Here is a 25386-nt window from a genome sequence, read left to right on the forward strand (position 1 = left end):
AAATAAGTGGCTATAATTCTAAAGCGACTAAGTATGTGGTATAACCTAAATACATGACTAATAGTAATGCGGCTTCCCATCTATCCAGTGTTTTCCTCTTACCTGCGAACATGGCAAGGAATAAAAAGACCGTTCCTCCTATAAGTATGTAAATATCCTGATTGAATGCGGGTTTAAAATTCAGCGGTTGGATCAGTGAACTAACGCCCAAAATCAGAAATATGTTGAATATGTTAGAGCCGATGATATTGCCGATTGCGATATCATTGTTCTTTTTCATTGACGCGACTATTGATGTGGCTAGTTCAGGGAGAGAAGTGCCTGCTGCTACAATAGTAAGCCCAATAATTTTCTCACTTATTCCAAGTGACTGAGCCATAGATACTGCGGTGTCTACCACTATTTTGCCTCCAATAACAAGTCCTGCCAATCCAATGAGGATTAATCCCCATATCTTCAGATTGGGATAGTTTTTAACTTGTATTTCTTCCTGAGTTGGTTCCGATTTGAGTTGGGTGAAAACGTAATATAGGAAACCTGCAAACAGGAGGATCAATATACCTCCATCTATTCTCGAAAGTCCTGGGATTTCTTCACTCAAATAATTGTTTGCAAGGAATAATAGGACAATGGCAGCTAAAAGAGAAAAGGGGATTTCTTTCCATACTGAACTTGAATTTACTGCAAGCGGAGTAATGAGTCCGGCAATGCCAAGAATGATAAATAAGTTGAAATTATTGGAACCGATGATATTACCAAAGACAATATCAGGATAGCCACCTACAGACGCAACGGAGTTGACCACCAGTTCGGGAGCCGAAGTGCCAAAAGCTACAATCGTCAGGCCTATAGCAAGGTCAGAGACTTTGTGTTTTTTTGCTAAAACGGAGGCCCCATCTACAAGCCAGTCAGCTCCTTTTACCAATAACAAGAGTCCGGCAAGGAGAAGGATACTTTGAAGGATCATAGTGCATAGATTTTTGTTTGAAAGCTTTTTTTGCTCGCAAAAATCTCTCAAAAGTAGATTGAAAAGCAGGTGTAATAATGCGCTTTATCAATATATTTTTTCAGTGAAATAATTTTGGGAATATACCTCTTGTGCTCACTGCTGATTGGTTTCGAAGATTGTGGGCTTCTATGTAGCCGGATTGAGATTTTGGTATCATTGCCGGTAATCTGTATTTGTTTTGACAGGGGTAATGGATAAGATAAGGATCTGCTTATCAGCGGAATGTAATATGGAATAAATTAATGCCAGAAAGTTATCCTTCAAAAAAATCAGCCCATTCTTCATTACAATAATGAAAGCAAAAAAAAGAGCCCGATACAATATCGAGCTCTTTTGCTATATGTGTATTTCTGTGCTAATTACTTCACTTCGAAGCTAGCTCTTCTTGCCATTTGTCTAGCATCAGCAGAAGATTTGTCTACGCTGGTGTCTTCACCGTATCCTTTGTAAGAAAGTCTTGAAGCATCTACTCCAGAGGCTACTAGGATATCATAGACAGACTTAGCTCTTCTTTCTGAAAGTTTCATGTTGTAATCCTCAGGGCCTAATTCATCAGCATAACCTTTGATTTCAACACTTACACCCGGATTTTTCTTAAGGAAGTTAGATACATAGCTAGCTGCGCTAATAGAGTATCCAAGTGGTTTAGAGCTATCGAAAGCGTAGTAAACATTTACATAACCGTCGTTGATAGCTTTCTTAAAGAAATCAACCTGCTCATCTACTTCTTCAACAGGACATCCGTTAGTAGATGCCGGGCCAGGAAGGAATGGACACTTATCCATATGATCAGGAGTACCATCACCGTCAGAATCCAAAGTCATACCGGAAGAGTTAACTCGTGCTCCGGCAGGAGTGTTAGGTTCTTTGTCCAAATAATCAGGAACACCATCACCGTCAGAATCTTTCAACATATCTTTGATTCCGTTGATCTGAGTGGCAAGCTCTTCTTTTGTAGCGTATTTGTCAGCTGCAATGTACCAGTCAGCATGCTCTTCATTTTTACCTAGGTAAAACTGAAGTCCAATTGAACCTGTCCACCAAGTGCCATTTGCACCATAGTATCCCTGATCAGCAGGGCCTATTATAGAAGCACCATCCCATCTCATCGATTGGCGACCGTTGATGATGGTACTGATGTCACCTACTAAGGCGACACTCTTGCCTAATTTCAGTTGAGGAGTAAGTCCTACGATGAAATTATAGACTTTGTCAGTTTCACCACTGTAAAGATTTTCTTGAGGCTTCACATTTCCAATGCCTGCACCAAAGTGACCCAAGAGGCCAATCGATCTGGTGAATGATTCGAAATTCATCACTCTGCCTAAATTGGTGACCATCTGAAGGTTCAAGCGGTAGTATCTGGTATCAAATGTACCTGTAGCCGCATCATCTGCTCCTGATTCTTTCGTTGATCCGAAGCCATAATCTACTTTCAGACCAAACTTCTCGTTGAACATATACCTGGCTCCTACTTCCATGTGACCGAGGTTCAAAGAAGGAGAAAGGAATCCGGGGGTGATTGGTGCCATAGGTTTATTAAAACCTCCGCCCACTTCAAGAGAGAACTTGTCGAATTCCTGTGCATTAGCTCCGAATGCCAGAGCGCTTGCCATAATTGTTGATAGTATTAGTTTTTTCATAACAAAAAATTTTTGTTCAAATTTTAAGTGTTGATTGATGTGAATACAAATTTATAAACTTTTAATTTACTACAAATCTAGCTGAATAATTTAAAACCCAATTGTGGATAAAAAATTAATTCTTGTCTTTTTTCAAATATAGTGATGAAATATTAACATAATTTATGCCAAAATGAAATTTTTGTTCGAAATCCTCAAGAAACATAGTGTTTCAGGTGATGAGTCTGAAATCTCCGCTTTCCTCCTGCAATATATAGACCAACGAAAGAATTATTGGAATGTTATACCCGAAATCTATTTTGGTGAAAAATTTCATGACTGTGTTTTACTGAAATTCGGAGAGCCTAGAACCGCTGTTTTCGCCCATATAGATACCATCGGCTTCATGTCAAGGTATAATAATCAACTGATTAGCGTTGGAGGCCCCGAGATAGTTGAAGGTACTAAATTAGTTGGTAGGGACTCTTTAGGTGAAATAAATTGTAAATTAAAGGGTGATGAAAATGATATTTCTCATGATTTTCCACGTGGGATTGACCCTGGAACACGGCTTTCCTTTGTGCAGGACATCAGAATAGATGGGGAATTCATTCAAGCGGCCTATTTGGACAATAGACTGGGAGTGTATACTGCGTTGAAACTTTGTGAAACTCTTTCTGATGGTTGGGTGGTTTTTACCACTTATGAGGAGCATGGCGGTGGTAGTATGCCTTTTTTGATCAAATTTATACAGAGAATCTCTCCCATTAAGCAAGCGTTAATTGCCGACATTACTTGGATTACTGAAGGGGTTGGTTTTCATAATGGGGTTGTAATCTCTATCCGGGACAAGTTCATTCCCAGAAAAAAGTTTATTGATAAAATTATCAACATGGCAAAAGAGAGCGGGATTCCATTTCAGCTTGAAGTAGAGGAGTATGGAGGCAGCGATGGGAGAGAAATTCAGTTTTCTCCTTATGCGATAGATTGGTGCTTTATTGGTGCTGCGGAGGAAAATGTGCATACACCTGATGAAAAAGTCTCCTTAGCCGATTTGGAAGCGATGTTGGATATTTATCCGTATTTAATGGAAAGATTATAAATATGATGGAATGAAAGTGAAAATTAAAGATAAGGAGTTTGAAATCTGCCTAAGTGCTGAGGAAATTAGTCGACGCAATTCTCAGATTGGGCAAGCGATCGCACGGGATTTTGCAGGAGAAGAGTTGATAATGCTCGGGGTTTTGAATGGATCCTTTGTATTCATGGCTGATCTTTGCCGGCATATTGATTTGCCTCTTACGGCTGCATTTATCAAAGTCAGCAGCTATTCAGGAACTGAATCTACTGGAAGTGTTCGTTCTATTTTGGGATTGGAAGAAAAAATCGAAGGTAAAAATGTTCTTATTGTGGAGGATATAGTGGACACCGGAATCAGCATGGATTATTTGTTAAAGGCACTTTTTGAATTAAATCCCGCCAAACTTTCGGTCGTTACATTGCTTCATAAACCGGATGCTTTTCAGTTTAATTACACGTTGGATTATGTCGGTTTTGAAATTCCCAATAAATTTGTGGTTGGTTATGGCCTTGATTACGATGGTTTGGGCAGGAATTTGCCCGGTATTTATCAACTCAGTACTCCTTAAATAATAGACTTACGAATGTATAATATAGTATTATTTGGCCCTCCGGGTGCAGGCAAAGGCACTCAAAGTGAAAAACTTATTGAGAAATATGGACTAACACACTTATCCACCGGGGATCTTTTCCGAAAGCATCTTGGTGAGGGTACGGAACTGGGCCAGCTCGCGAAGAAGTACATGAATGAGGGACGTTTGGTGCCTGACGAAGTAGTGATCGGAATGGTTGAGGATAAGATCAATGAAACCAAAAATGCTCAAGGGTTTATTTTTGACGGATTTCCACGGACGACGGCTCAAGCAAAAGCACTGGATGAAATGCTTTCGCACCATAATCTCGAAATCAGTGGAATGATTGCTCTTGACGTTCCCGAAGAGGTGTTGAGAGTTAGAATCAAGGAGAGAGGCAAAACCTCTAACCGGGTGGATGATCAAGACGATGAGAAAATCAATACACGTATTAAAGTTTATCTTGACGAAACACTTCCTGTGGCCGATTACTATGCTTCACAAGACAAGCTTAAGAAAATCAATGGTGTAGGAGAAATTGACCAAATCTTCACTGACATCACTTCGGTGATAGATAGCTACTGATTCCCTTTATTTTCCTAATTTTGCAATTCATAGTTGGCTAGGCTTTTAAGCTTAGCCTTTTTCTTTATCAAAAATGGCTGATTCAAATTTCATAGATTACGTAAAGTTCTGCTCTAGATCAGGTGCAGGCGGACCTGGATCGACGCATTTTCGAAGAGAAAAGCATGTTCCTAAAGGAGGTCCCGATGGTGGTGATGGAGGAAGGGGTGGACACATTATAATAAGAGGTACTACGCAAGTGTGGACTTTGCTGCATTTGAAATACAAAAAGCATGTGATAGCTGAGGCGGGTAAAAGTGGTGAAGGAGGGAGAAGAACTGGAGCAGACGGAAAGGATATTATTCTAGAAGTACCATTGGGGACTATTGCAAGGGATGCTGAGACCGGAGAGAAACGCTTTGAGATCACAGAAGATGGTCAGGAAGTAATTCTGACGAAAGGCGGGAGAGGAGGTTTGGGGAATGACCATTTCAAGACCTCCACTAATCAGGCTCCTCATTACTCTCAGCCTGGCGAAGAAGGTATTGAAGAATGGATAATCCTTGAGTTGAAACTTTTGGCAGATGTTGGGTTGGTGGGATTTCCAAATGCAGGCAAGTCCACTTTGCTGTCATCTATTTCGGCAGCTAGACCTGAAATAGGAGATTACCCATTTACTACGCTAGTTCCAAATCTTGGCGTGGTGGCCTATCGGGGAGACCAATCCTTTGTGATGGCAGATATTCCGGGAATTATCGAAGGGGCAGCTGAAGGAAAAGGTTTGGGGATTCGATTCCTAAGACATATTGAGCGTAATTCTATATTGTTATTTATGGTACCGGCCGACGCTGCTGATATAGCAGAGCAGTACAGGATATTACTAGGTGAATTAGAAAAGTATAATCCGGAACTTCTCGATAAGCGAAGGCTTTTGGCTATATCCAAAGCAGATATGCTGGATGAAGAACTCATGAAAGAAATGGAAAAGGAAGTGCCGAAAGGAGTTCCCCATGTATTTCTTTCTTCAGTCTCTCAGTACAATCTTGACAGTCTCAAAGACTTAATCTGGCAGACTATCCAAGAAGGTTAAGATGTCAGTTTGTCAGGGAAAGTGCAATGGCAACAATATTGATAAAGCCATATTGCCAACTATTGTCTATTTCAGTTATGAATAATAAAGAACAAGTGGATCAGGAAATGAATCTTAAGGACGAGAATTTGAACGAAGAAACGGCTGAAAACACTTCTGCCGGAGTAGAGTTTGAAGGTGGAGAACCTCAAGCCGAATCAGAAGAGAATAAATTGGAATACGAAGTAGCCGATCTGAAAGATAAATACCTTCGTCTGTATTCCGATTTTGAAAACTACAGAAAAAGAACAGCTAAGGAGCGATTGGATCTGATAACGACTGCCTCTGAGGAAGTGATAAAAGATCTGATTCCTGTAGTCGATGATTTCGAGCGTGCGTTCAGAGCAAGTGAGAATGAAGTTGAAGCGTCTAAAGTCCGGGAGGGTAATCTTCTGATATTCCAAAAATTGGCCAAAATTCTTGAATCCAAAGGGCTAAAGCCTATGGATAAGCTTATAGGTATGCCTTTTGATGCAGAGACCCAAGAGGCAATAACCCAGATACCGGCACCAAGTGATGATATGAAAGGGAAAGTAATAGATGTGATAGAGAAAGGTTACGTTTTGGGAGATAAAGTAGTACGCTACGCAAAAGTGGTGACAGGAGCATAATATTATGGCGAAAAGAGATTATTACGAAGTACTTGAGGTTGCAAAGTCAGCATCTGCTGATGAAATAAAAAAGGCATACAGGAAACTGGCGATTAAATTTCACCCGGATAAAAATCCTGATAATCCTGAAGCTGAAGATAAATTCAAGGAGGCGGCAGAGGCTTACGAGGTGCTAAGCAATCCTGAGAAAAGACAGCGCTACGATCAGTTTGGCCATCAGGGAGTAGGCGGTGCCGGAGGCTTTGGCGGCGGCGGAATGAATATGGATGATATCTTCTCCCAGTTCGGCGATATTTTCGGCGGTGGGGGCGGAGGTTTTGGTTCTTTCTTCGGAGGTGGCGGCGGTAGCCGACGTACCAAGAAAGGGACAAATCTTCGAGTGAAGATGAAAATGACTCTAGCTGAAATAGCCAATGGCGTAGAGAAGAAGATCAAAGTGAAGCGTCATTTGATAGCGGATGGAGTGACTTTCAAATCTTGCTCTGCCTGTCAAGGATCCGGACAAGTGAAGAAAGTGGTCAATACCATGCTAGGGCAAATGGTTTCTGCCAGTACTTGTGGGGTTTGTGGAGGAAGCGGTCAAATAGTTGACAAAAAGCCTGTAGATGCAGATTCCAGAGGTCTTATAGTAAAAGAGGAAGTCATTTCCATTAATATTCCCGGTGGAGTAGCGGAAGGAATGCAGCTCAGTATGTCAGGGAAGGGAAACGAGATTCCCGGCGGAATTCCCGGAGACCTACTTATTGTTATCGAGGAAATTGAAGACAAAGTTCTGCAGAGGGACGGAAACAATGTGATATATGATTTATATGTTTCGTTTATCGATGCTGCTCTGGGAGCTTCTGTGGAAGTTCCCACTATTGAAGGAAAAGTTAAGATCAAGATTGATCAAGGAACTCAAAGTGGCAAAATGCTACGGTTGAAAGGTAAGGGAATCAAAGATATCAATGGGTATGCTAAGGGGGATCAGCTTATCATGGTAAATGTGTGGACGCCTACGCATTTGTCCAGAGAGGAAAAGGAGGCCTTGGAAGGTCTTCGGGATTCGGATAATTTTAAACCTGACCCCGGAAACAGCGAAAAATCATTCTTCGATAAGATGAAAGAGTTCTTTTAATATAAATTAAGCCGGAAGCAATTCTGGCTTTTTTTATATTTTTAAAAAACCTTTTTATAGTCGCCTCGTAACCTTACCGTATGCTTAGAAAATTGTGTCTGCTTTTTCTGATGATGATTGGATGGGTAGCTGTGAGTAGGGCGCAACTAGTCAAGGAATTTAGATCGACGGAAAAAGAAGGTTTTGATATGGTTGCTCTTGAGTTCACTACTTATAAAAGTGCAACTCAATTGAGAAAAACAAGGTCTTCAGATCCCGTCAATATTCATGGTCATCTGGATAAGATGAATATTATCCCTGTTTTTTCTAAGAAAATATCCAAGCGTGTGCTTCAGACCTCTCTGATTCATAAAAATATTGAGTCGGAGAATCTGGGAAAGAGTATCACTTCAAAACTTTTTTCAGGATCTTCAGAGGATTTTGATCATAGTTGGGACGTAGGCTTAAGTACCAATTACCTTTATCATCTTGATTTTAATCTTGGGATGGGTAAGGCTGATTTTGACTTGTCAAGCCTGACTATCAATCAGCTGAAAGTAAAAAGTGCAAGTGCTGATGTGACTATAGGTTACGGTAGCGATTCTCCAAACCAAGTTCAGATGGACACCTTGCTGGTGACTTTGAATATGGGGACAGTTGTGGTTCAAAAGGCCAATTTCACCAATGCCAAAAAGATGATCTTTGAGGTAAACTATGGTAAAATTGATTTGTCCTTTTCTGAAGGAATGCCCAATGCAAGTCATGTGATTGCCGCCGTAGGTGCAGGATCCCTCCATCTACACTTACCTTCGGACTCTTTTCCCATCAAAATTAAAATGAGAACAACGGCTATGTGTAAAACCTCTTTGCCGAAATATTTAAAAACTTTGGAAAAAGGGATCTATGTCACCAAAGGCTACGATGCTGACGATCCGAGATTGATGGAATTGATCATTGATGTCGGAGTAGGATCTTTAATTGTAGAATAATTCCTGTTTTTTGGAACATGCTGAAAATAGAAAAGCTTAATAAATCCTACGGGCCCAATAGGGCACTGACGGATGTGTATCTGAATGTCTCCGAAGGCGTAGTGTTTGGTCTACTCGGTCCAAACGGTGCAGGAAAAACTACCTTAATCCGTATAATCAATCAGATAATTGATGGAGATAGCGGTGAGGTTTATATAGCAGGTGAGCTCTTGGCCCCTAGGCATATTGGGTTGATTGGGTATTTACCCGAAGAGCGGGGACTGTATAAGAAAATGAAAGTGTGGGACCAGATGCTTTACTTCGCAAGACTCAAAGGACTTAGCCCACAAGAAGCCAAGATAAAGATCAAATATTGGTTGGATAAACTTGAAATGGGGACTTGGAAGGACAAAAAAATCGAGGACCTCTCTAAAGGAATGGCTCAGAAAGTCCAGTTTATTTCTACCATTATTCACAATCCTCCTCTTTTAATCCTGGATGAACCATTTTCGGGTTTTGACCCCGTAAATGCAGAGGTTATTAAAAATGAAATTCTTGAACTAAAAAACAAGGGAACAACTGTCATTCTCAGTACACACAGAATGGAATCTGTAGAGCTGCTTTGCGACCAGGTGGCTATGATTAATCGCTCAAAAAAAATTCTGGATGGCACAATTAAACAGGTGAAATCTATCTATAGACCTGAAGTCTATTCCATTACGCTGGATCACCTCACTAGGGATCTGCCTACTGAGTGGATATCAAAAGAGGATGAGGGGAGCTATAGTTTTACCCTGCCGCTGAGTGGGAAGGATCCCAATGAACTGTTAAATGAATTAATGCAATACGGGCAAGTGAATCGGTTTCAAGAATTAATTCCCAGTATGGAAGAAATTTTTATCCACCAGGTAAAATCCACAGAGAATGGATAAAATATGGTTAGTGATTCAGCGTGAGTATGTATCGCGTGTCAAAAAGAAATCATTTTTACTAGTCACCTTGCTGACTCCGTTGATTTTTCCTGCCATCATGGGGATTTTTGTTTGGATAGCTTTGCAAGAAGAGGATAATCAGGCCTTACGGATCATCGAGGTGGTGGACGAAAACAAACTGTTTTTTCTGGAGAGTTCAGAACAATATGCTTTTTCATTTTCGGATGCAAACCCCGAAGAAGCCAAAAATCTAGTGAAGGAGGGAAATCGCTATGGTTTTCTGCATATCCCGAAATTTGACATAAAGGATCCTACGGGGATTTCATTTTATGGGGAGGATAATCCAAGCATGAGTTTGATCAGCTACTTGGAGAACAATCTTCGAAAGAAAATCGAAGAACAACGGCTTTTTGAAAGTGGGATTGATCCCAAAATCATCAATGAGGTAAGAACAAAAGTAGCTATCAAATCGATCAAGCTGGATGAACAGGGTATGGAGACGGTGAGTGATGCCACCGTTAATTATGCAATTGGGTTTGTTGCGGGCATTTTGATTTACATGTTTATTTTCATCTATGGCAATCAGATTATGCAAGGGGTGATCGAGGAAAAATCAAGTCGCATAGTTGAGATATTAGTTTCCTCCCTGAAACCTTTTCAACTGATGCTGGGCAAGATCATAGGGATAGCAGGCGTGGGGCTAACGCAGCTTTTGATTTGGATAGTACTCATAGGTACATTGACTACGATTGTGACAGGATTTCTGGGAATGCAAATGCCACAGCAGCAAGCGATGGAACTTGCCAATCCGGAATTGGCTCAGGGCTTGTCCCAAGATACAGATATGGGGGATATTCTTCAGGTGATCTCCGGTATCAACTACGTAGAGATAGTATTGAGTTTTGTGTTTTACTTTCTGGGAGGATATTTGCTCTACGGAGCTTTGTTTGCCGCTATAGGATCTGCTGTAGATGCACCTTCGGATGCACAGCAGTTTATGCTGCCAGTGACTATTCCTTTGATTGTCGCCTATATGGGACTATTTGTGTTTGTGCTGAATGACCCTTCCAGTACAACATCTTTCTGGCTCTCAGTGATTCCGCTGACCTCACCAATTGCGATGATGGGAAGGATGAGCTATGGGGTGCCAATTTGGGAGCTAATGCTGTCCATGGGGCTTTTGATTGCCGGCTTTCTGTTCACTACATGGGTGGCAGGGAAAATCTACAGAATTGGAATACTTATGCATGGGACAAAACCGAGTTATAAAACACTTTGGAAGTGGATCAAGACGGATAATTAAGAATCTAGATTTTAGAGCCTAGAATCAAGACGCTGTAAAAATGAAATAGAACAGAAAATCCCGATCTACTTCTGATCGGGATTTTTGTTTTGAGCGTTCCTATCTCAAATATGCAGAAAGCATCCAAACGACCTTTTCTTTAGCAGTGATATAATCACTCATCAGGGAGGAAGTTCCCTCATCGCCCGAAGCTCCAGCAGCCTCCAATGTTTCTCTTTCCAGTTGTAACAAGGTGTTCAAATTGCTTTTCACGGTCTCCACCATTTTGGTAGGATCACTGACCTCTTTGGCTTCTTTGATCGTGGCAGTATCGATATATTCTTGGTACGAGGAAAGCGGTCTTGCTCCCAATGTCAGGATCCGTTCAGCAGTCACATCCACAGCTTCATTGGCAGCATTGTATAGCTCTTCAAATTTGGCATGAAGCTCAAAGAAGTTTTGGCCCGTGACGTTCCAATGAAAATTTCTCAAATTCTGGTAATACACCTGATAATTGGCGAGCAAGTCATTAAGCTTTTCTACCAACACCTTACTTTCTTTGATTTCTAATCCGATGTCGTTCGTTTTCATATTTCAGTTGTTTAATTTTCTCTGCTTGAATTAAAGTATAAATTTACTCCAAAGGTCGATACCTTCCCAACTGATAAAATCTATCTCCAACTCATACTATCTATGTGATTGGGAAGTTAGTAACGATAGTAATTCATATTTGATAAATGAAAAAAAGATTTCAAGACCTTACCTCTTTAGATTTCTATACAAATAAAAAGCAAGTCAAATGGCTGGTGATTGCGGCGTCCTTGATAATAGGAGCCGGCTCAATTTGGTACACAAATAGCTTGGTGGAGGAATTGCGTGAGAGAGAAAGACGGCAGATAGAGTTGCTATCCAGTGCATTGGAATATGCGGCCACTACCATGGAAAATCTGACTTTTATTAATCAGGAGATTATTCAGCAGAATTATTCCATCCCTATCATTATGGTAGATGTTTCTGCAAATCCAATAGAATTTAGGAATATTCCCTTTAAGAAGAATTCAAATGCCAAAGATTCATTGGAAACGCTAAGGAAGGAGCTTGAAGAAATGCGTGCGGAATATGAACCTATATTGCTTCCGGAGGCTGACATTCAGGTTTATTATAGGAATTCTGAATTGCTGATTAATTTGAAGTACTACCCCTATGTGCAGTTGGGGATTATCATGATTTTCGGCGTTTTGGCGTATGCACTTTTCAATCAAAGCAAAATTGCCGAGCAAAACCGTGTCTGGGCCGGACTGACAAAAGAAACTGCCCATCAACTTGGAACCCCAATCGCCTCGCTCATGGCCTGGATAGATTACCTGAGGAATTCCCCTGTGTGGGATGAAAATAAAGAGATTATCACTGAAATGGACAAGGATGTGGTGAAATTGAGGATGGTGACAGAACGGTTCAGCAGCATTGGAAGCAAGCCTGTGATTCAGGCGGAGAATCTTTATGAAGTGATCGAAGATACAATCACTTATTTACGGCCAAGAATTTCTACTAAGGTGGAGTTGAATATCCATGCCGATTCTAAAGATCTGGAAGCCATGATGAACAAGCCGCTTTTTGAGTGGGTTATCGAAAACATCTGTAAAAATGCGGTGGATGCAATGCGGGGAAAAGGGAAAATTGATATCTCTATCCTGCAGGACAGTGACAAATTTGTAATCGTGGATATCACCGACACAGGTAAAGGAATGGAGAAGAGGATGTATAAGCGTGTTTTTAATCCTGGATTTTCGACTAGACAAAGAGGATGGGGGCTGGGCTTGACACTTGCCAAGAGAATTGTGGAAGGCTATCATGGAGGGAGAATTTTCGTCAAAAATTCCGAAGTGGGGAAAGGGACTACTTTTAGGATTTTGATTCATGGAAGTCATGAAGGAGCTTCGCAGTTTGTTACCGAGGGAATCCTTGAGTATTGATTTCAGATATACGATTTTGGATTTACGAGTTCAATTGGAACTTCGGGCATTTTTGATAATGGTTAGCTTTTTAATGGTGAATTTAGAATGAGGAATAATGAAGTTTTAACAGACTAAGAACCTCTGGCCTTGGATTTTATTCTTTATGTCACAAAGCTCAAAATTGTAGAAAGATATTAACACTATCGAAAATCTCGTAAATCGTCCTTCGTAAATCAAAAGTCAAAATTTCAACTTTCAAGATTCCCTCCTTCCCACCTATTTTTTGTTTACCTTTGCACCCTTAATTTGATGTCTCCCATGAGTTTGAAAGAAGAAATCCAGAAGCGAAGAACTTTTGCCATAATTGCCCACCCGGATGCAGGAAAGACCACTTTGACGGAAAAGTTGTTGCTTTTTGGAGGTGCAATACAGACAGCGGGTGCTGTGAAATCGAATAAAATCGATACCGCTACAAAATCTGACTGGATGGCGATAGAGAAGCAAAGGGGGATCTCAGTAGCGACTTCTGTCATGGGATTCGAATACAAGAACATCAAGATCAACCTACTCGATACTCCCGGACACCAAGATTTTGCGGAGGATACTTACCGTACATTGACAGCTGTCGATTCTGTAATCATGGTGATTGACTGCGTGAAAGGTGTGGAGATTCAGACAGAGAAGCTAATGGAAGTTTGTCGTATGAGAAATACACCCGTGATCTGCTTTATCAATAAGCTCGATAGAGAAGGACGGGATCCTTATGAACTGATAGAGGAAGTGGAGCAAAAGCTCAACATTCAGTGTCGGCCGCTTTCCTGGCCTATAGGGATGGGTAAAACTTTTAAAGGTGTTTATAATTTGTTTGATCATAAACTCAACCTTTTTACACCTTCTCAGCGAAAGCTAAGTGATGTGCGGAAATCATTTGAAGACGTGAATGATCCGGAACTGGAAGGACTGATAGGGAAAAGCTATGCAGACCAACTCCGGGAAGATGTGGAATTGATTGAGGGGGTTTATCCCGATTTTGATCCTACGGAGTACTTGGAGGGGAAAGTTGCTCCGGTTTTCTTTGGCTCAGCTGTAAATAATTTCGGGATCAATGAGATGCTGGATACGTTTATCAAAATAGCTCCGGCTCCCAAAAGTCGTAGGACGGAGGATCGTGAAGTAAAGCCTGATGAAAAAAAGTTCTCGGGTTTTGTATTTAAGATCCATGCCAATATGGATCCAAATCACCGAAACAGAATCGCATTCTTAAGAATTTGCTCCGGAACTTTTGAAAGGAATAAGCCATACAATCATGTGCGTGGGCCAAAACCCTTACGCTTTTCTAATGTGACCCAATTTATGGCCCAGGATAAGGAAATGATCGACGAAGCATTTCCGGGAGATATTGTAGGTCTTTATGATACCGGAAATCTGAAAATCGGTGATACGCTGACTGATGGGGAGGATATGCAGTTTGTAGGTATTCCGAGTTTCTCTCCGGAGATCTTCCGTGAAGTGGTGAACAAGGATGCCATGAAGACCAAGCAACTGGAAAAAGGCTTGAAGCAACTGATGGAAGAAGGAGTAGCACAGCTTTTTACCTTTGATATGGGTTCTAGAAAGGTAGTGGGTACAGTGGGACAGCTCCAGTTTGAAGTAATCCAGTTTCGATTGAAAAATGAATACAACGCCACCGTGGAGTTTCACCCGATGAATCTCTATAAAGCCTGCTGGATCACAAGTAAGGACAAAAAACAGCTGGATGAATTTGTCCGCTCCAAAAACCGTCACATCGCTCATGATAAGGACGGTAAGCTGGTTTTTATGGCCGAGTCAAAAGCCTGGCTTCAGATGGTGATGGACAACTATCCTGAGATAGAGTTCCATTTTACTTCGGAGTATTGATGCACTAAACCTGCCAGATTTTCAAAATCTGGCAGGTTTCTTGAAATTTTGTCCTTCTACATTCCAATTGAATGGGCTTTTTGGATTTGAGATAAAACATCGATGTCTCTATCTTTCATAATAAAATGCCTGACTTTTTAGACAAAAATGAGCGTCTTAGAATAAGCTTCGCTTTAGGTCAAGGTCATTCGGTCACCTGTCTTCGGACTGTTTTCTGAAAACACTTCTTCAAACTCGAATCTCTGCCCATTGAATAAACCCTTGTCACTGAGTTTCAGGTCAGGGATCACTAGTAATGCCATAAAGCTCAGCGTCATAAAAGGAGAGTTTAGCGTTGCGCCCATATCTTTGGCCAGTTTATCGATCTTAGTATATGCTGCTGCCACTTCGTATCCATCGGAGGCAGACATAATTCCGCCGACAGGAAGGGGCAGGATTTCTTCCCGAGTTGCTGATACGGCAGAAACTCCACCTTTAGCTTCTATAATTAGATTGACTGCTTTGCAAATGGATTTATCATCGATACCGACTGCTATGATATTATGTGAGTCGTGACCTACCGAAGAAGCGATTGCTCCGGTTTTCAATCCAAAGTTTTTAATAAAGGCTACCGCCGGTGAAGCATCTTCGTAGCGGTTGACTACGGTGATTTTTAGGATGTCTTGGGATGGGTTTGATTCGGCAAAACCCTCTTTGATCAGGATCTCTCCACTGATTTCCGGAGTGATCAGTTGCCCGTCTAGGGCTTCAATCACTCTGACTTTCGATCCCCTGGCTTTGAGCTGAAAGTCTTCTGGTTTCTTAAGTGAAGTATTGAAATTGTTGATGATTTCATTTTTGATAGAAGGGATCAATGTCTTGCCATTTTCAGCCACTTTCTCCCCATTGATATACGTACCCATGACTTGGAAATCTTTTAAATCTTTTACTAAAATAAAATCAGCGGGATCCCCTTCTTTTAATTGTCCCACGTTCATGGAATAGTGTGCAATGGGATTAAGACATGCAGCTTGGAGCACGTGAAAAATATCTTTTTCCTTTGCAACAGCCCGGGCAGCAAGGGCATTGATGTGCGAAATGGCAAGATTATCGGGGTGCTTATCATCCGAACAAAACATAATCATCTCTGGATATTCATCAATAAGATCGATTAGTGCTTCGAAGTTCTTGGCAGCGGAACCTTCGCGGATAGCGATTTTCATTCCTAGCTTTAATTTTCCTAACGCCTCTTCCGCTGTAAAGCATTCATGATCGGTACTTGGGCCGGCACTGACATATTTCTCTGCCATTTCGCCTTTCAGTCCAGGTGCATGTCCGTCGATGGGTTTGCCGTATTTCTTTGAGATGTGGATTTTCTCCATCACCAGTTCGTCCCGATTCACTGTTCCAGGCCAGTTCATCATTTCTGCCAAGTAATGAATTTCGGGACGTGACATCAGGTTTTCTATATCAGCTACATTGATTTCTCCACCTGCCGTCTCGAAAGGTGTTGCAGGTACACAGGAAGGCGCACCGAAATAGAATTTAAAAGGGACCTGTTTTCCGTTGGCTATCATGTATTCCACCCCTTCCATTCCACAGACATTGGCGATTTCATGCGGATCGGATATTGTAGCCACAGTGCCGTGCACCACTGCCAGCCGGGCAAATTCGGAAGGCACCAACATTGAAGATTCTACGTGCACATGAGCATCAATAAATCCCGGCATCAAATAAGGCAAGGAAGAGTCAGTTTGGATTTTTTCCAGTTTGGAAATCCTACCGTCTTCAATTGTGAGAGAAACTGTATAAATCTCTCGGTTTGGGATATCTACGAGTTGACCTGGAATTTGCATGAAAATGTAAAGGAAAATTAATTGGATAGAATCTGTATAAGCGATTCACCGCCATGGGTTGGGGATTGGTTTAGATTAAAACTACTATATTTGCGCAGTAATAAAAAAACGAATCAAGCAGGTTTTTTGAATGAATAAAATCGTCATCGCCATTGATGGATATTCGGGGTGTGGGAAGAGCTCCACGGCCAAAGCAGTTGCAAAGGATCTGGGATATACCTACATCGATTCCGGGGCAATGTATCGGGCGGCGACTTTACATTTTTTGAATCACTTTCTTTCTCCTGCCAATCCGCATGATGTGGAAAAAGGGTTGAAATCACTGGAAATTTCTTTTCACCTCAATCCTGATACTCTTAAACAAGAGACCTATCTGAATGGATTGAATGTAGAAGATGAAATTCGTACCATGCGAATTTCCAATAAAGTGAGTGAAATAGCCACCGTAGCTGCTATCAGAAAAGAGTTGGTAGCCCAGCAACAGCGTCTTGGAAAGAAAAAAGGAGTGGTAATGGACGGCAGAGATATTGGGTCAGTGGTTTTTCCTGATGCAGATCTGAAGGTGTTCATGACAGCCGATTTGGAAACAAGAGCAATCAGAAGACAAGCGGAATTGTTGGAAAAAGGGGAGCTAGTCGATCTTGAAGACATCAAAGACAACTTGGCCGAGCGGGATCGGGTAGATTCTTCCAGATCAGAAAGCCCTCTTAAGAAAATGCCTGATGCGGTGGAGGTGGATACTAGTAATAGTACCTTTGCAGAGCAAGTGGGGAAGATAGTCCACACGGCACGACAAATCATTGATAAACAACAGAGCTATGCAGGTAACCATTGATAAAAACTCAGGGTATTGCTTCGGTGTTGAGTTTGCCATCAAGATGGCCGAGGATGAGATGGAGCAAAGCGATCAGCTGTATTGTCTAGGTGATATCGTACACAATGATATGGAGGTCTCCCGCCTTAGTGAAAAGGGCTTGGTAGTGATAGATCGTGAGCAACTTTCAGAATTGCATGATTGTAAGGTATTAATACGGGCTCATGGAGAACCTCCGGAAACGTACAGAACTGCCATAGAAAATAATATTGAGTTAATTGATGCTTCCTGCCCCGTAGTGTTGAAGCTTCAGCACAGGGTGAAGAGTGCTTTTGATAAGATGGAACGTGAGGAAGGCCAGATTGTCATATATGGCAAAAAAGGCCATGCTGAGGTAATCGGCTTGACCGGTCAAACACTGGAAAAAGCTATTGTGGTGATGGAGGATTCCGATTTGGATAAAATAGATTTCTCCAGGCCTGTGACGCTTTTCAGTCAGACCACGAAAAGTACGAAAGGCTTTTATGAGATTTCTCAGAAAATCGAAGAGCGTATCCAGGCCGCCAAACAAGAAGTGAACAGGGATACATTCAATCCAAATGATTCGATCTGTCGCCAAGTCTCTAATCGTGAGCCGCAGTTACATCGTTTTTCTCAGGAAAATGACGTAATCTTATTTGTGTCAGGCAAGAAAAGCTCCAATGGTAAAGCACTTTATCAGGTTTGCCTTGGACAAAATGCTAGAAGCTACTTTATAGAAAACGAGACAGAAATCAATCCTGACTGGTTTCATAAAGATGAAAAAGTAGGAATTTGCGGAGCGACTTCCACGCCCATGTGGTTGATGGAGCAAGTGAAATCCTATGTGGAATCACTTGAAGAAGGAGTGCTTTCCATATAAAATAGAGTTATTTAAAATCTTAGGAAGCCATTCTTCCAAAAGTTCAAACATTAAAGTTCATATACCCTCAAATTAAAAAGGTTATTTATTAGATTTGGGGCGTTTTTCAAAAGCTCATAGTTCAAAAACAGATATGTCTAAAATAGTGAAGCTTAAGAAAGGTTTTGACATCAATATGGTGGGAAAGGCTAAGCAAGAGCTAGCTGATTTCACCCCTGCTCAAACCTTCGCAATTAAGCCGACAGACTTCATCGGGCTGCAACGCCCGAAAGTTCTTGTCAATGAAGGAGATACCGTAAAGGCAGGTACTCCGATCCTGATCGACAAAGCATTGGATCAAGTAATTTATGCGGCACCTGTTTCCGGCAAAGTTGTCGAAGTGAAAAGAGGGGATCGTCGCAAATTGCTTGAGATCGGTATTTTGGCGGATGCTACCATCACCCACGAGCAGTTTGGCCAAGTTGATATCGCTTCTCTCGACAGAGATGCCTTGGCAGCTAAGCTAGCAGCTAGTGGCGCATGGCCCAATATCATCCAAAGACCTTTCGGCATAGTTGCAAATCCTGCTGATACTCCAAAGAGTATTTTCATATCTGCTTTTGATACACACCCCTTAGCTCCTGATTATGCTTTTGCATTGCAGGGAGAAGAGAGATATCTTCAAGCGGGCATCGAAGCTTTGGCAAAACTTACAAGCGGCAAAGTTCACTTAAATGTAGATGGTTCTAAGGCCACCCCTGCGGTTTTTTCAAATTTGAAAGGCGCGCAAATAAATAAATTCTCAGGACCACATCCTGCCGGTAACGTAGGTGTACAGATTCACCATCTTGATCCGATCAACAAGGGTGAAATTGCCTGGACTGTCTCTCCTTATGGAGTAGCTCAGATTGGTAAATTTATTTTGGAAGGTATTTATGATGCTTCCAAAGTGATCGCGGTGACCGGCTCTGAGCTGACAAAAGCTGCTTATGTAAAAACCTACAGCGGAGCTTGTGTTTCCACTTTTGTAAAAGGTAACCTTAATTCAGGTCATGTTAGAGTGGTTTCCGGAAATGTACTTACAGGTGAAAAAATCGCCCTAGAAGGATTCTTAGGATATTATCATAATCAGATCACAGTTATTCCTGAGGGAGATTATTATGAGTTTATGGGATGGGCAAAGCCTACCACTAGACTGAGCTACCACAGGGCATTGGGGTTGCTGTCCTTCCTTACGCCGAAAAAAGAATTCGTTTTGGATTCTAATGGCAGGGGAGAGGAGAGAGCATTCGTGCAGACTGGTGTATTTGAATCAGTAACTCCGATGGATATTCTTCCGGTTTATCTTTTGAAAGCTATTATGGCTGAGGATTTTGACGAAATAGAAGAATTGGGGATCTATGAGATCGTGGAAGAAGATTTAGCTCTTTGCGAGTTTGTGGATGTTTCAAAACATCCTGTGCAGGAGTTGGTGAGAAAAGGAATTGAATTAATCCAATACAGTTAATCCATATGAAGTTTCTAAGAGATTTATTGGACAAGCAGAAGCCACTTTTCGAAAAAGGGGGAAAGCTTGAAAGTCTATATTACGCATTTGAGGCGGGGGAGACGTTTATGTTTAGCCCTAAGCATACTACAGGTATTAAAGGAGCTCAGGTAAAAGATGCGATTGATCTAAAGCGGATGATGATCACGGTGGTAATCGCCATGATTCCTTGTTTGCTTTTTGGTATTTACAACACTGGACACCAGCATTTATTGGCTACCGGAGGAACAGCGGGGCTTTGGGAAGATTTCGGTGACAAAACTTGGCTCGGAGTACAATTGGTTTTACCTATTATCATCGTAGCTTATGCTGCAGGGGGTATTGTAGAAGCAGTTTTTGCAGTGATCCGAAAACACCCCATTAATGAAGGTTTTCTGGTGACAGGGATGCTTATTCCGTTGGTGGTACCTGCTACCACTCCACTGTGGCAAGTGGCTTTGGCCACTGTATTCGCAGTAGTGATTGCAAAAGAAGTGTTTGGTGGGACAGGGATGAATATCCTTAACGTAGCCATGACCGCAAGAGCATTCTTGTACTTCGCTTACCCTGCTCAGATTTCCGGTGACCAGGTATGGACTTATCTAGGAGACAAAGCCGCAGTAGATGGTTTTTCAGGAGCCACGGCTCTTTCCGTTGTATACAATGCAGGAGTAGATGGAACACAAACTGCTGTAGAGGCATTAGCTAGTCATAACAGTGTGCTCGGTTCGGGTCTATATGAATTTGCTAATCTTTTCATGGGGTGGATTCCGGGGTCGATTGGAGAAACTTCTACTTTGATGGTATTGATCGGAGCATTCATACTTGTTGCGACCGGTGTGGCAAGCTGGAAAATTATCGTTTCAGGATTTGCGGGTGCTTATATCATGGGATTTGTGATGAACCTTTTGGCGGTAAATGAATACATGGCATTACCCCCTCAGTATCACTGGGTAATGGGAGGTCTGGCATTCGGAATTGTCTTTATGGCAACTGATCCGGTATCTGCTTCACAAACTGAGACAGGGAAGTGGATTTACGGTCTTTTGATCGGTATGCTCACTGTGATCATACGTGTGACAAACCCGGCGTATCCTGAGGGAATTATGCTAGCGGTTCTATTCATGAACGTGTTCGCCCCATTGATCGATTATTATGTAGTTAAGGCAAACAAAACAAGGAGGTTACAACGTGCAACAGTCTAACGCTTATATTATTACATTCTCCGTCATCTTGACGGTAGTTTTGGGATTACTTCTATCCGGTACCTCGCAAGTGCTGGGGCCAATGCAGAAGGAAGCCATTGCCCTGGACACTAAGAAGCAAATCTTGGGTGCGGTGATTCCTGTGGAAGAAATCGATGCAATGAAACCTGAAGAGGTGAATAAGTACTATGAAAGTCATATTGCCTCTATCGTGGTAGACGTCAATGGGGAGGAAGTGACTGAGAGAGACGGGGCCACTGTCACTGCTGAAGGTGTGGATATTGCAAAAAATTATAAAAAGCCGGCAGAAGAAAGACTTTATCCTGTGTTTATTTACCATGAAGAAGGGGATAATGATAAGGTTAAATCTTATATTTTTCCACTGTATGGTGCAGGTCTATGGGATGCAATCTGGGGCTATGTCGCATTGGAAACTGATATGAACACCGTGGGAGGAATTACCTTGGCCCACGCTGGAGAAACTCCGGGGCTGGGGGCGAGAATTACTGAACAGGGAGTACAAGAACGTTATGTAGGTAAGACTATCTATGATGAATCCGGCGAATTAATCGCAGTAGAAATGCAAAAGGGCGAAGGGAAAGATTATTCTGATAACCCCCATCAAGTGGACGGGATGTCTGGGGCAACGATTACTGCTAAAGGTGTAAATAATATGCTTAAAAATTATTTGGGGCATTATGAAGCATACATTAAGAGTCAGAAATCTTCCTCAGCAGTAGCTGTGCTTTAATCGAAACATCAACTCAAGAATTATTTAAATATGAGTGCTGAAACTATTGAAAAAAAGCCTGCAGAGGCGCTGCTTTCCAAACGCAGAAAAAAACTTGTTAGTGATCCGCTGATTGATGACAACCCAATTACCATTCAGGTATTGGGTATATGTTCTGCATTGGCTGTCACCACGCAAATGAAACCTACCTTGGTAATGGCCATCGCTGTGATTTTCGTGGTGGTGATGTCCAATTTGCTGATTTCATTACTGAGAAATACAATTCCCGGCAGAGTACGTATCATCGTTCAGTTAGCTGTAGTAGCCACTTTGGTTACCTTGGTTAATGAGGTATTGAAGGCTTTTGCATATGATATGTACAAAGAACTTTCCGTATTCGTAGGGTTGATTATTACTAACTGTATTGTAATGGGACGTCTTGAGGCTTTCGCTTTAGGCAATAAGCCTTATGATTCTATTCTTGATGGTTTTGGATCAGCTTTGGGCTATTCATGGATTATACTTACAGTAGCCTTCTTTAGAGAATTGTTGGGATCAGGAGCAGTATTTGGCGTGCCTGTGTACGAATATATTTCAGGTTTATTCGGACCTGACTTCAAATTGGCCACTAATGGGCTGATGGTTTCCCCAGTGGGAGCATTTATGGTACTTGGGTTAATTATTTGGATCCAGCGTACCAAAACAGGCTATGTTGAACATTAAAATCAGCTGAAGAAATGGAATTAATTAATTTAGGAATCCGGTCGATCTTTATCGACAATATGATTTTCGCTTACTTTTTAGGGATGTGTTCATTCTTGGCAGTGTCCAAAAAAGTAAGTACAGCAGTAGGACTTGGAGCGGCTGTAATATTCGTTTTGACGGTGACCGTGCCTGTCAACTGGCTTTTGAATGAGTATGTATTGAAAGAAGGAGCTTTGTCGTGGGTAAGTGGTAGCCTTGCCTCTATTGACTTGACATTCTTGAGATTTATCATGTTTATTGCCATCATCGCTGCCATGGTCCAGCTTGTAGAAATGGTGGTTGAGAAATTTGCTCCTGCTCTCTATGGAGCTTTGGGGATCTTTCTTCCTTTGATAGCGGTTAACTGCGCAATTCTAGGTGGATCACTTTTCATGGCACAGAGAGATTATACACTTGCTGAATCCGCAGTTTATGGGTTCGGCTCTGGAACAGGCTTCTTTTTGGCTATAGTGGCACTTGCTGCTATCCGTGAGAAGCTAAAATATTCCCATGTGCCAAATGGTTTGAAAGGCTTGGGCATTACTATGCTCTTAACCGGATTAATGGGGCTCGCTTTTATGTCCTTTATGGGTATTGATTTGTAATCACATTAAGATTAGAATATAGACAAAAGCTCTGGGATTGTATCTCAGGGCTTTTGTTTTTAACGGTAATTGATTTTTGTCCATTACCTAGTAACTTTTGACCTTCAAACTAGTTCATCAATAACCCTGACTCTTATGAAAATCTTAGTTACCTGCTTTTGCTTTCTGGCACTTACATTTTCGGTCTCTGCCCAGACCGGCGAATGGATTGAACTCTTTAACGGCAAAAACCTGGATGGTTGGAAAATTTCTGAACAATCTCAATCCTTTCAGGTAGAGGATGGAGTGATCAAAGTGGCAGGTCCGCGCGGACATGCTTTCTATGCTGGAGATGTAGCAGATCATGACTTCAATAATTTCGAAGTGATTGCTGAAGTGAAAACCATGCCTGGGGCAAATTCCGGTATTTTCATCCATACCCAATACCAAGAAGAAGGCTGGCCAAATGTAGGCTATGAGATTCAAGTAAATCAAAGCCATAGTGATTGGAGAAAAACAGGCAGCGTTTATTCTTTCCAAGACGTAAAAGAAGTCTATGTGGAGGATGGAGAATGGTACACTGAACATATTATCGTAGAAGGTGATGTGGTGACTGTGAAAATCAACGGGGAAACGATCAATATTTACGATCAATCGAAAGATGAAAACCGTAAAGGAGATCTAGGTACTAAAAAACTAGATCGCGGAACTATTGCCCTTCAGGCTCACGATCCCAAGTCAGTAATCTATTTCAAAAGCGTAAAAGTTAAAATTCTTCCGGATTAATTCGGAGAGAAAGTATCTTGAAGTAGAAATCCTGATTATTATTGAGTAATAATCGGGATTTTCATTTTACATCCATGGCATTTACATACAAACGAATCATATCGTACTTTCTTAGAGGGCTGCTATTCGTCACACCGGTGGCAGTGACACTCTATATTATCTATCAAACCATCCTTTTTCTGGATAATCTGATTCCGGTACCACTGCCCGGAATCGGGATTTTGATGGTTTTGGCTTTGATCACTTTTGTAGGTTATCTCGCAAGCCTTTTCTTTGCCAAGCCCATTTTTGATTGGTTCGAGCGTGGTTTGATCAGAATTCCGCTCGTGAACCTAATCTATACCAGCATCAAGGATTTGATGGGGGCTTTTGTGGGCGATAAAAAGAAATTTTCATCTCCTGTCAAAGTACAGCTCAGCGACACTCTTATCAGGTTGGGATTTATTACTCAGGAAAGCATGGATATTGTAGGCGAACCGGAGATGGTAGCCGTTTATTTCCCGCATAGCTACAATGTTTCGGGAAATGTATTCTTGGTTCCCAAAGACAAAGTAACTCCGCTAGTGGGAGTGAAAAGCTCTGATGTGATGAAATTTATGGTATCGGGAGGAGTTTCTCCTTTGATTTGATTAAGGCTTGTGATACCTCACAAAAGCTATCCATTCACCATCGGGTGACCAGCTATGGACGTTGATTGTACCCTGACCACCATAGAATACTTCTGTTAGGTCTCTTATTCCTTTTGTCTCCACATTCAGCAAACGAAGCTTGACATCCTTGCCAAAAGGATGAGCTCCTTTTTGATCTTCTAGGTATGAAATGATTACAGCTGATTTATTGTCGGGCGATGGATGTGGAAACCAATTGTCCAGTTCATCGTGAGTCAGCTGCTCAGTTCCGGATCCATCTGGCTTCATTCTAAAAGCTTGCATTCTACCAGTACGGTTTGAGTTGAAATAGATCCATTTTCCGTCATAGGAATACTCTGGACCATCGTCTAGTCCTTCTGAAGTGGTGAGCCTTTTCTCTGTACCTCCAGCAGTAGGAATTGAGTAGATGTCCCAAGCTCCATTTCGCTGTGCACAGTAAACTAATATTTGTCCATCCGGACTGATTCCATGCCAATAACTAGGGTGATTTGGGGTGATTAATTTTGGCTCACCACCAGTTATAGGAACGGTATAAATCCGGGAACCAAAGTTCTCATCACTTTTGCTGACCACCAGTAATTTACCGTCAAAACTTAGTCCGTGATCATTGTTTGCACGGGTGATTTTATCAGGTAAGATTTTGCCTAACTTTTTTCCTGCAAAATCTACTTTTTCAAGTTGCCCACCAGAATTGATAATGAGATATTTTCCGTCTCTTGACCAATTTGGCGCTTCAAAGTGCCTTACTTCCTTAAGGACAGTTTTTTGTTCTCCGGATTTTACATTGAGAATTACCAATTCACTCGTCGTTCCTTCTGGGGCTTGCTGCGCAAAAAGTGAGAATGAACAAACTAGAAATGTAACAGTAAAGAGTGTTTGTAGGTTGGACATGATGGGTTTATTTTCAGTTTCAT

25 protein-coding genes are annotated in these 25386 nt (G+C 41.6%); 20 read left to right on the forward strand and 5 right to left on the reverse strand.

Features of this window, described 5'->3' with window-relative positions; translation table 11 throughout:
- Positions 1–10 precede the first annotated feature (10 nt).
- Positions 11–967 carry a calcium/sodium antiporter gene (locus ID165_RS25025; RefSeq protein ID WP_192348114.1) on the reverse strand — a complete coding sequence of 319 codons (957 nt, stop codon included), beginning with the start codon at positions 965–967 and terminating at the stop codon, positions 11–13.
- Between the two features lie 401 nt (positions 968–1368).
- Positions 1369–2652 carry an OmpA family protein gene (locus tag ID165_RS25030; RefSeq protein ID WP_192348115.1) on the reverse strand — a complete coding sequence of 428 codons (1284 nt, stop codon included), beginning with the start codon at positions 2650–2652 and terminating at the stop codon, positions 1369–1371.
- A 172-nt stretch (positions 2653–2824) separates the two neighbouring features.
- On the opposite strand from ID165_RS25030, the gene ID165_RS25035 reads away from it, so the two are divergent.
- The 9 genes from ID165_RS25035 to ID165_RS25075 all read left to right on the forward strand — a co-directional run bounded on the left by ID165_RS25035 (position 2825) and on the right by ID165_RS25075 (position 10886).
- Complete coding sequence (locus ID165_RS25035) at positions 2825–3733, forward strand: M20/M25/M40 family metallo-hydrolase (protein ID WP_192348116.1); 909 nt, start codon at positions 2825–2827, stop codon at positions 3731–3733.
- 10 nt (positions 3734–3743) lie between these two features.
- Positions 3744–4280, forward strand: coding sequence for a hypoxanthine phosphoribosyltransferase (gene hpt / locus ID165_RS25040; protein WP_192348117.1), 537 nt, complete (start codon positions 3744–3746; stop codon positions 4278–4280).
- A 15-nt stretch (positions 4281–4295) separates the two neighbouring features.
- The gene (locus tag ID165_RS25045; protein ID WP_192348118.1) at positions 4296–4868 is read left to right on the forward strand and encodes an adenylate kinase; all 573 of its coding nucleotides are present in this window, start codon (positions 4296–4298) and stop codon (positions 4866–4868) included.
- 73 nt (positions 4869–4941) lie between these two features.
- Complete coding sequence (gene obgE, locus ID165_RS25050) at positions 4942–5937, forward strand: GTPase ObgE (RefSeq protein WP_192348119.1); 996 nt, start codon at positions 4942–4944, stop codon at positions 5935–5937.
- A gap of 77 nt (positions 5938–6014) precedes the next feature.
- Positions 6015–6587, forward strand: coding sequence for a nucleotide exchange factor GrpE (locus ID165_RS25055; protein ID WP_192348120.1), 573 nt, complete (start codon positions 6015–6017; stop codon positions 6585–6587).
- 4 nt (positions 6588–6591) lie between these two features.
- Positions 6592–7704 carry a molecular chaperone DnaJ gene (gene dnaJ, locus ID165_RS25060; RefSeq protein ID WP_192348121.1) on the forward strand — a complete coding sequence of 371 codons (1113 nt, stop codon included), beginning with the start codon at positions 6592–6594 and terminating at the stop codon, positions 7702–7704.
- Between the two features lie 80 nt (positions 7705–7784).
- Positions 7785–8672 carry a hypothetical protein gene (locus ID165_RS25065; protein WP_225586892.1) on the forward strand — a complete coding sequence of 296 codons (888 nt, stop codon included), beginning with the start codon at positions 7785–7787 and terminating at the stop codon, positions 8670–8672.
- Between the two features lie 17 nt (positions 8673–8689).
- A complete protein-coding gene (locus ID165_RS25070; protein WP_192348122.1) occupies positions 8690–9583 on the forward strand; it encodes an ABC transporter ATP-binding protein in 894 nt (297 codons plus the stop codon).
- Entirely contained in the window at positions 9576–10886 is a 1311-nt protein-coding gene (locus ID165_RS25075) for an ABC transporter permease (RefSeq protein WP_192348123.1), read from the forward strand. The genes ID165_RS25070 and ID165_RS25075 overlap by 8 nt, the downstream gene beginning before the upstream one ends.
- A gap of 99 nt (positions 10887–10985) precedes the next feature.
- Here the strand turns inward: ID165_RS25075 and ID165_RS25080 are convergent, their stop codons facing one another.
- Positions 10986–11456, reverse strand: coding sequence for a Dps family protein (locus tag ID165_RS25080; RefSeq protein ID WP_192348124.1), 471 nt, complete (start codon positions 11454–11456; stop codon positions 10986–10988).
- Positions 11457–11602: 146 nt separating this feature from the next.
- On the opposite strand from ID165_RS25080, the gene ID165_RS25085 reads away from it, so the two are divergent.
- Entirely contained in the window at positions 11603–12838 is a 1236-nt protein-coding gene (locus ID165_RS25085; protein WP_192348125.1) for a HAMP domain-containing sensor histidine kinase, read from the forward strand.
- A 300-nt stretch (positions 12839–13138) separates the two neighbouring features.
- Positions 13139–14719, forward strand: a complete 1581-nt coding sequence (locus tag ID165_RS25090; RefSeq protein WP_192348126.1) for a peptide chain release factor 3 — start codon at positions 13139–13141, stop codon at positions 14717–14719.
- A 173-nt stretch (positions 14720–14892) separates the two neighbouring features.
- Here the strand turns inward: ID165_RS25090 and ade are convergent, their stop codons facing one another.
- Complete coding sequence (gene ade, locus ID165_RS25095; protein WP_192348127.1) at positions 14893–16554, reverse strand: adenine deaminase; 1662 nt, start codon at positions 16552–16554, stop codon at positions 14893–14895.
- 130 nt (positions 16555–16684) lie between these two features.
- Between ade and cmk the strand changes: the two genes are divergently transcribed.
- From cmk to ID165_RS25140, 9 genes are all read left to right on the forward strand, one after another.
- Positions 16685–17389, forward strand: a complete 705-nt coding sequence (cmk, locus tag ID165_RS25100; protein ID WP_192348128.1) for a (d)CMP kinase — start codon at positions 16685–16687, stop codon at positions 17387–17389.
- Positions 17373–18269: a 4-hydroxy-3-methylbut-2-enyl diphosphate reductase gene (locus tag ID165_RS25105; protein ID WP_192348129.1), complete on the forward strand. Its 897-nt coding sequence runs from the start codon at positions 17373–17375 to the stop codon at positions 18267–18269. Before cmk ends, ID165_RS25105 begins: the two co-directional genes overlap by 17 nt.
- A 133-nt stretch (positions 18270–18402) precedes the next feature.
- Positions 18403–19755: a Na(+)-translocating NADH-quinone reductase subunit A gene (locus ID165_RS25110; protein WP_192348130.1), complete on the forward strand. Its 1353-nt coding sequence runs from the start codon at positions 18403–18405 to the stop codon at positions 19753–19755.
- 5 nt (positions 19756–19760) lie between these two features.
- Positions 19761–20978, forward strand: coding sequence for an NADH:ubiquinone reductase (Na(+)-transporting) subunit B (locus ID165_RS25115; RefSeq protein ID WP_192348131.1), 1218 nt, complete (start codon positions 19761–19763; stop codon positions 20976–20978).
- Positions 20965–21729 carry an NADH:ubiquinone reductase (Na(+)-transporting) subunit C gene (gene nqrC, locus ID165_RS25120; RefSeq protein WP_192348132.1) on the forward strand — a complete coding sequence of 255 codons (765 nt, stop codon included), beginning with the start codon at positions 20965–20967 and terminating at the stop codon, positions 21727–21729. The genes ID165_RS25115 and nqrC overlap by 14 nt, the downstream gene beginning before the upstream one ends.
- Before the next feature lie 30 nt (positions 21730–21759).
- Entirely contained in the window at positions 21760–22431 is a 672-nt protein-coding gene (locus ID165_RS25125; RefSeq protein WP_192348133.1) for an NADH:ubiquinone reductase (Na(+)-transporting) subunit D, read from the forward strand.
- Positions 22432–22445: 14 nt separating this feature from the next.
- Positions 22446–23057, forward strand: a complete 612-nt coding sequence (gene nqrE / locus ID165_RS25130) for an NADH:ubiquinone reductase (Na(+)-transporting) subunit E (RefSeq protein ID WP_192348134.1) — start codon at positions 22446–22448, stop codon at positions 23055–23057.
- 135 nt (positions 23058–23192) lie between these two features.
- The gene (locus tag ID165_RS25135; RefSeq protein WP_192348135.1) at positions 23193–23822 is read left to right on the forward strand and encodes a DUF1080 domain-containing protein; all 630 of its coding nucleotides are present in this window, start codon (positions 23193–23195) and stop codon (positions 23820–23822) included.
- 74 nt (positions 23823–23896) lie between these two features.
- Entirely contained in the window at positions 23897–24451 is a 555-nt protein-coding gene (locus ID165_RS25140) for a DUF502 domain-containing protein (protein WP_192348136.1), read from the forward strand.
- Here the strand turns inward: ID165_RS25140 and ID165_RS25145 are convergent, their stop codons facing one another.
- Entirely contained in the window at positions 24452–25363 is a 912-nt protein-coding gene (locus ID165_RS25145; RefSeq protein WP_192348137.1) for a PD40 domain-containing protein, read from the reverse strand.
- Positions 25364–25386: the final 23 nt, after the last annotated feature.

The organism is Algoriphagus sp. Y33, assembly GCF_014838715.1.
Taxonomy (GTDB): Bacteria; Bacteroidota; Bacteroidia; order Cytophagales; family Cyclobacteriaceae; genus Algoriphagus.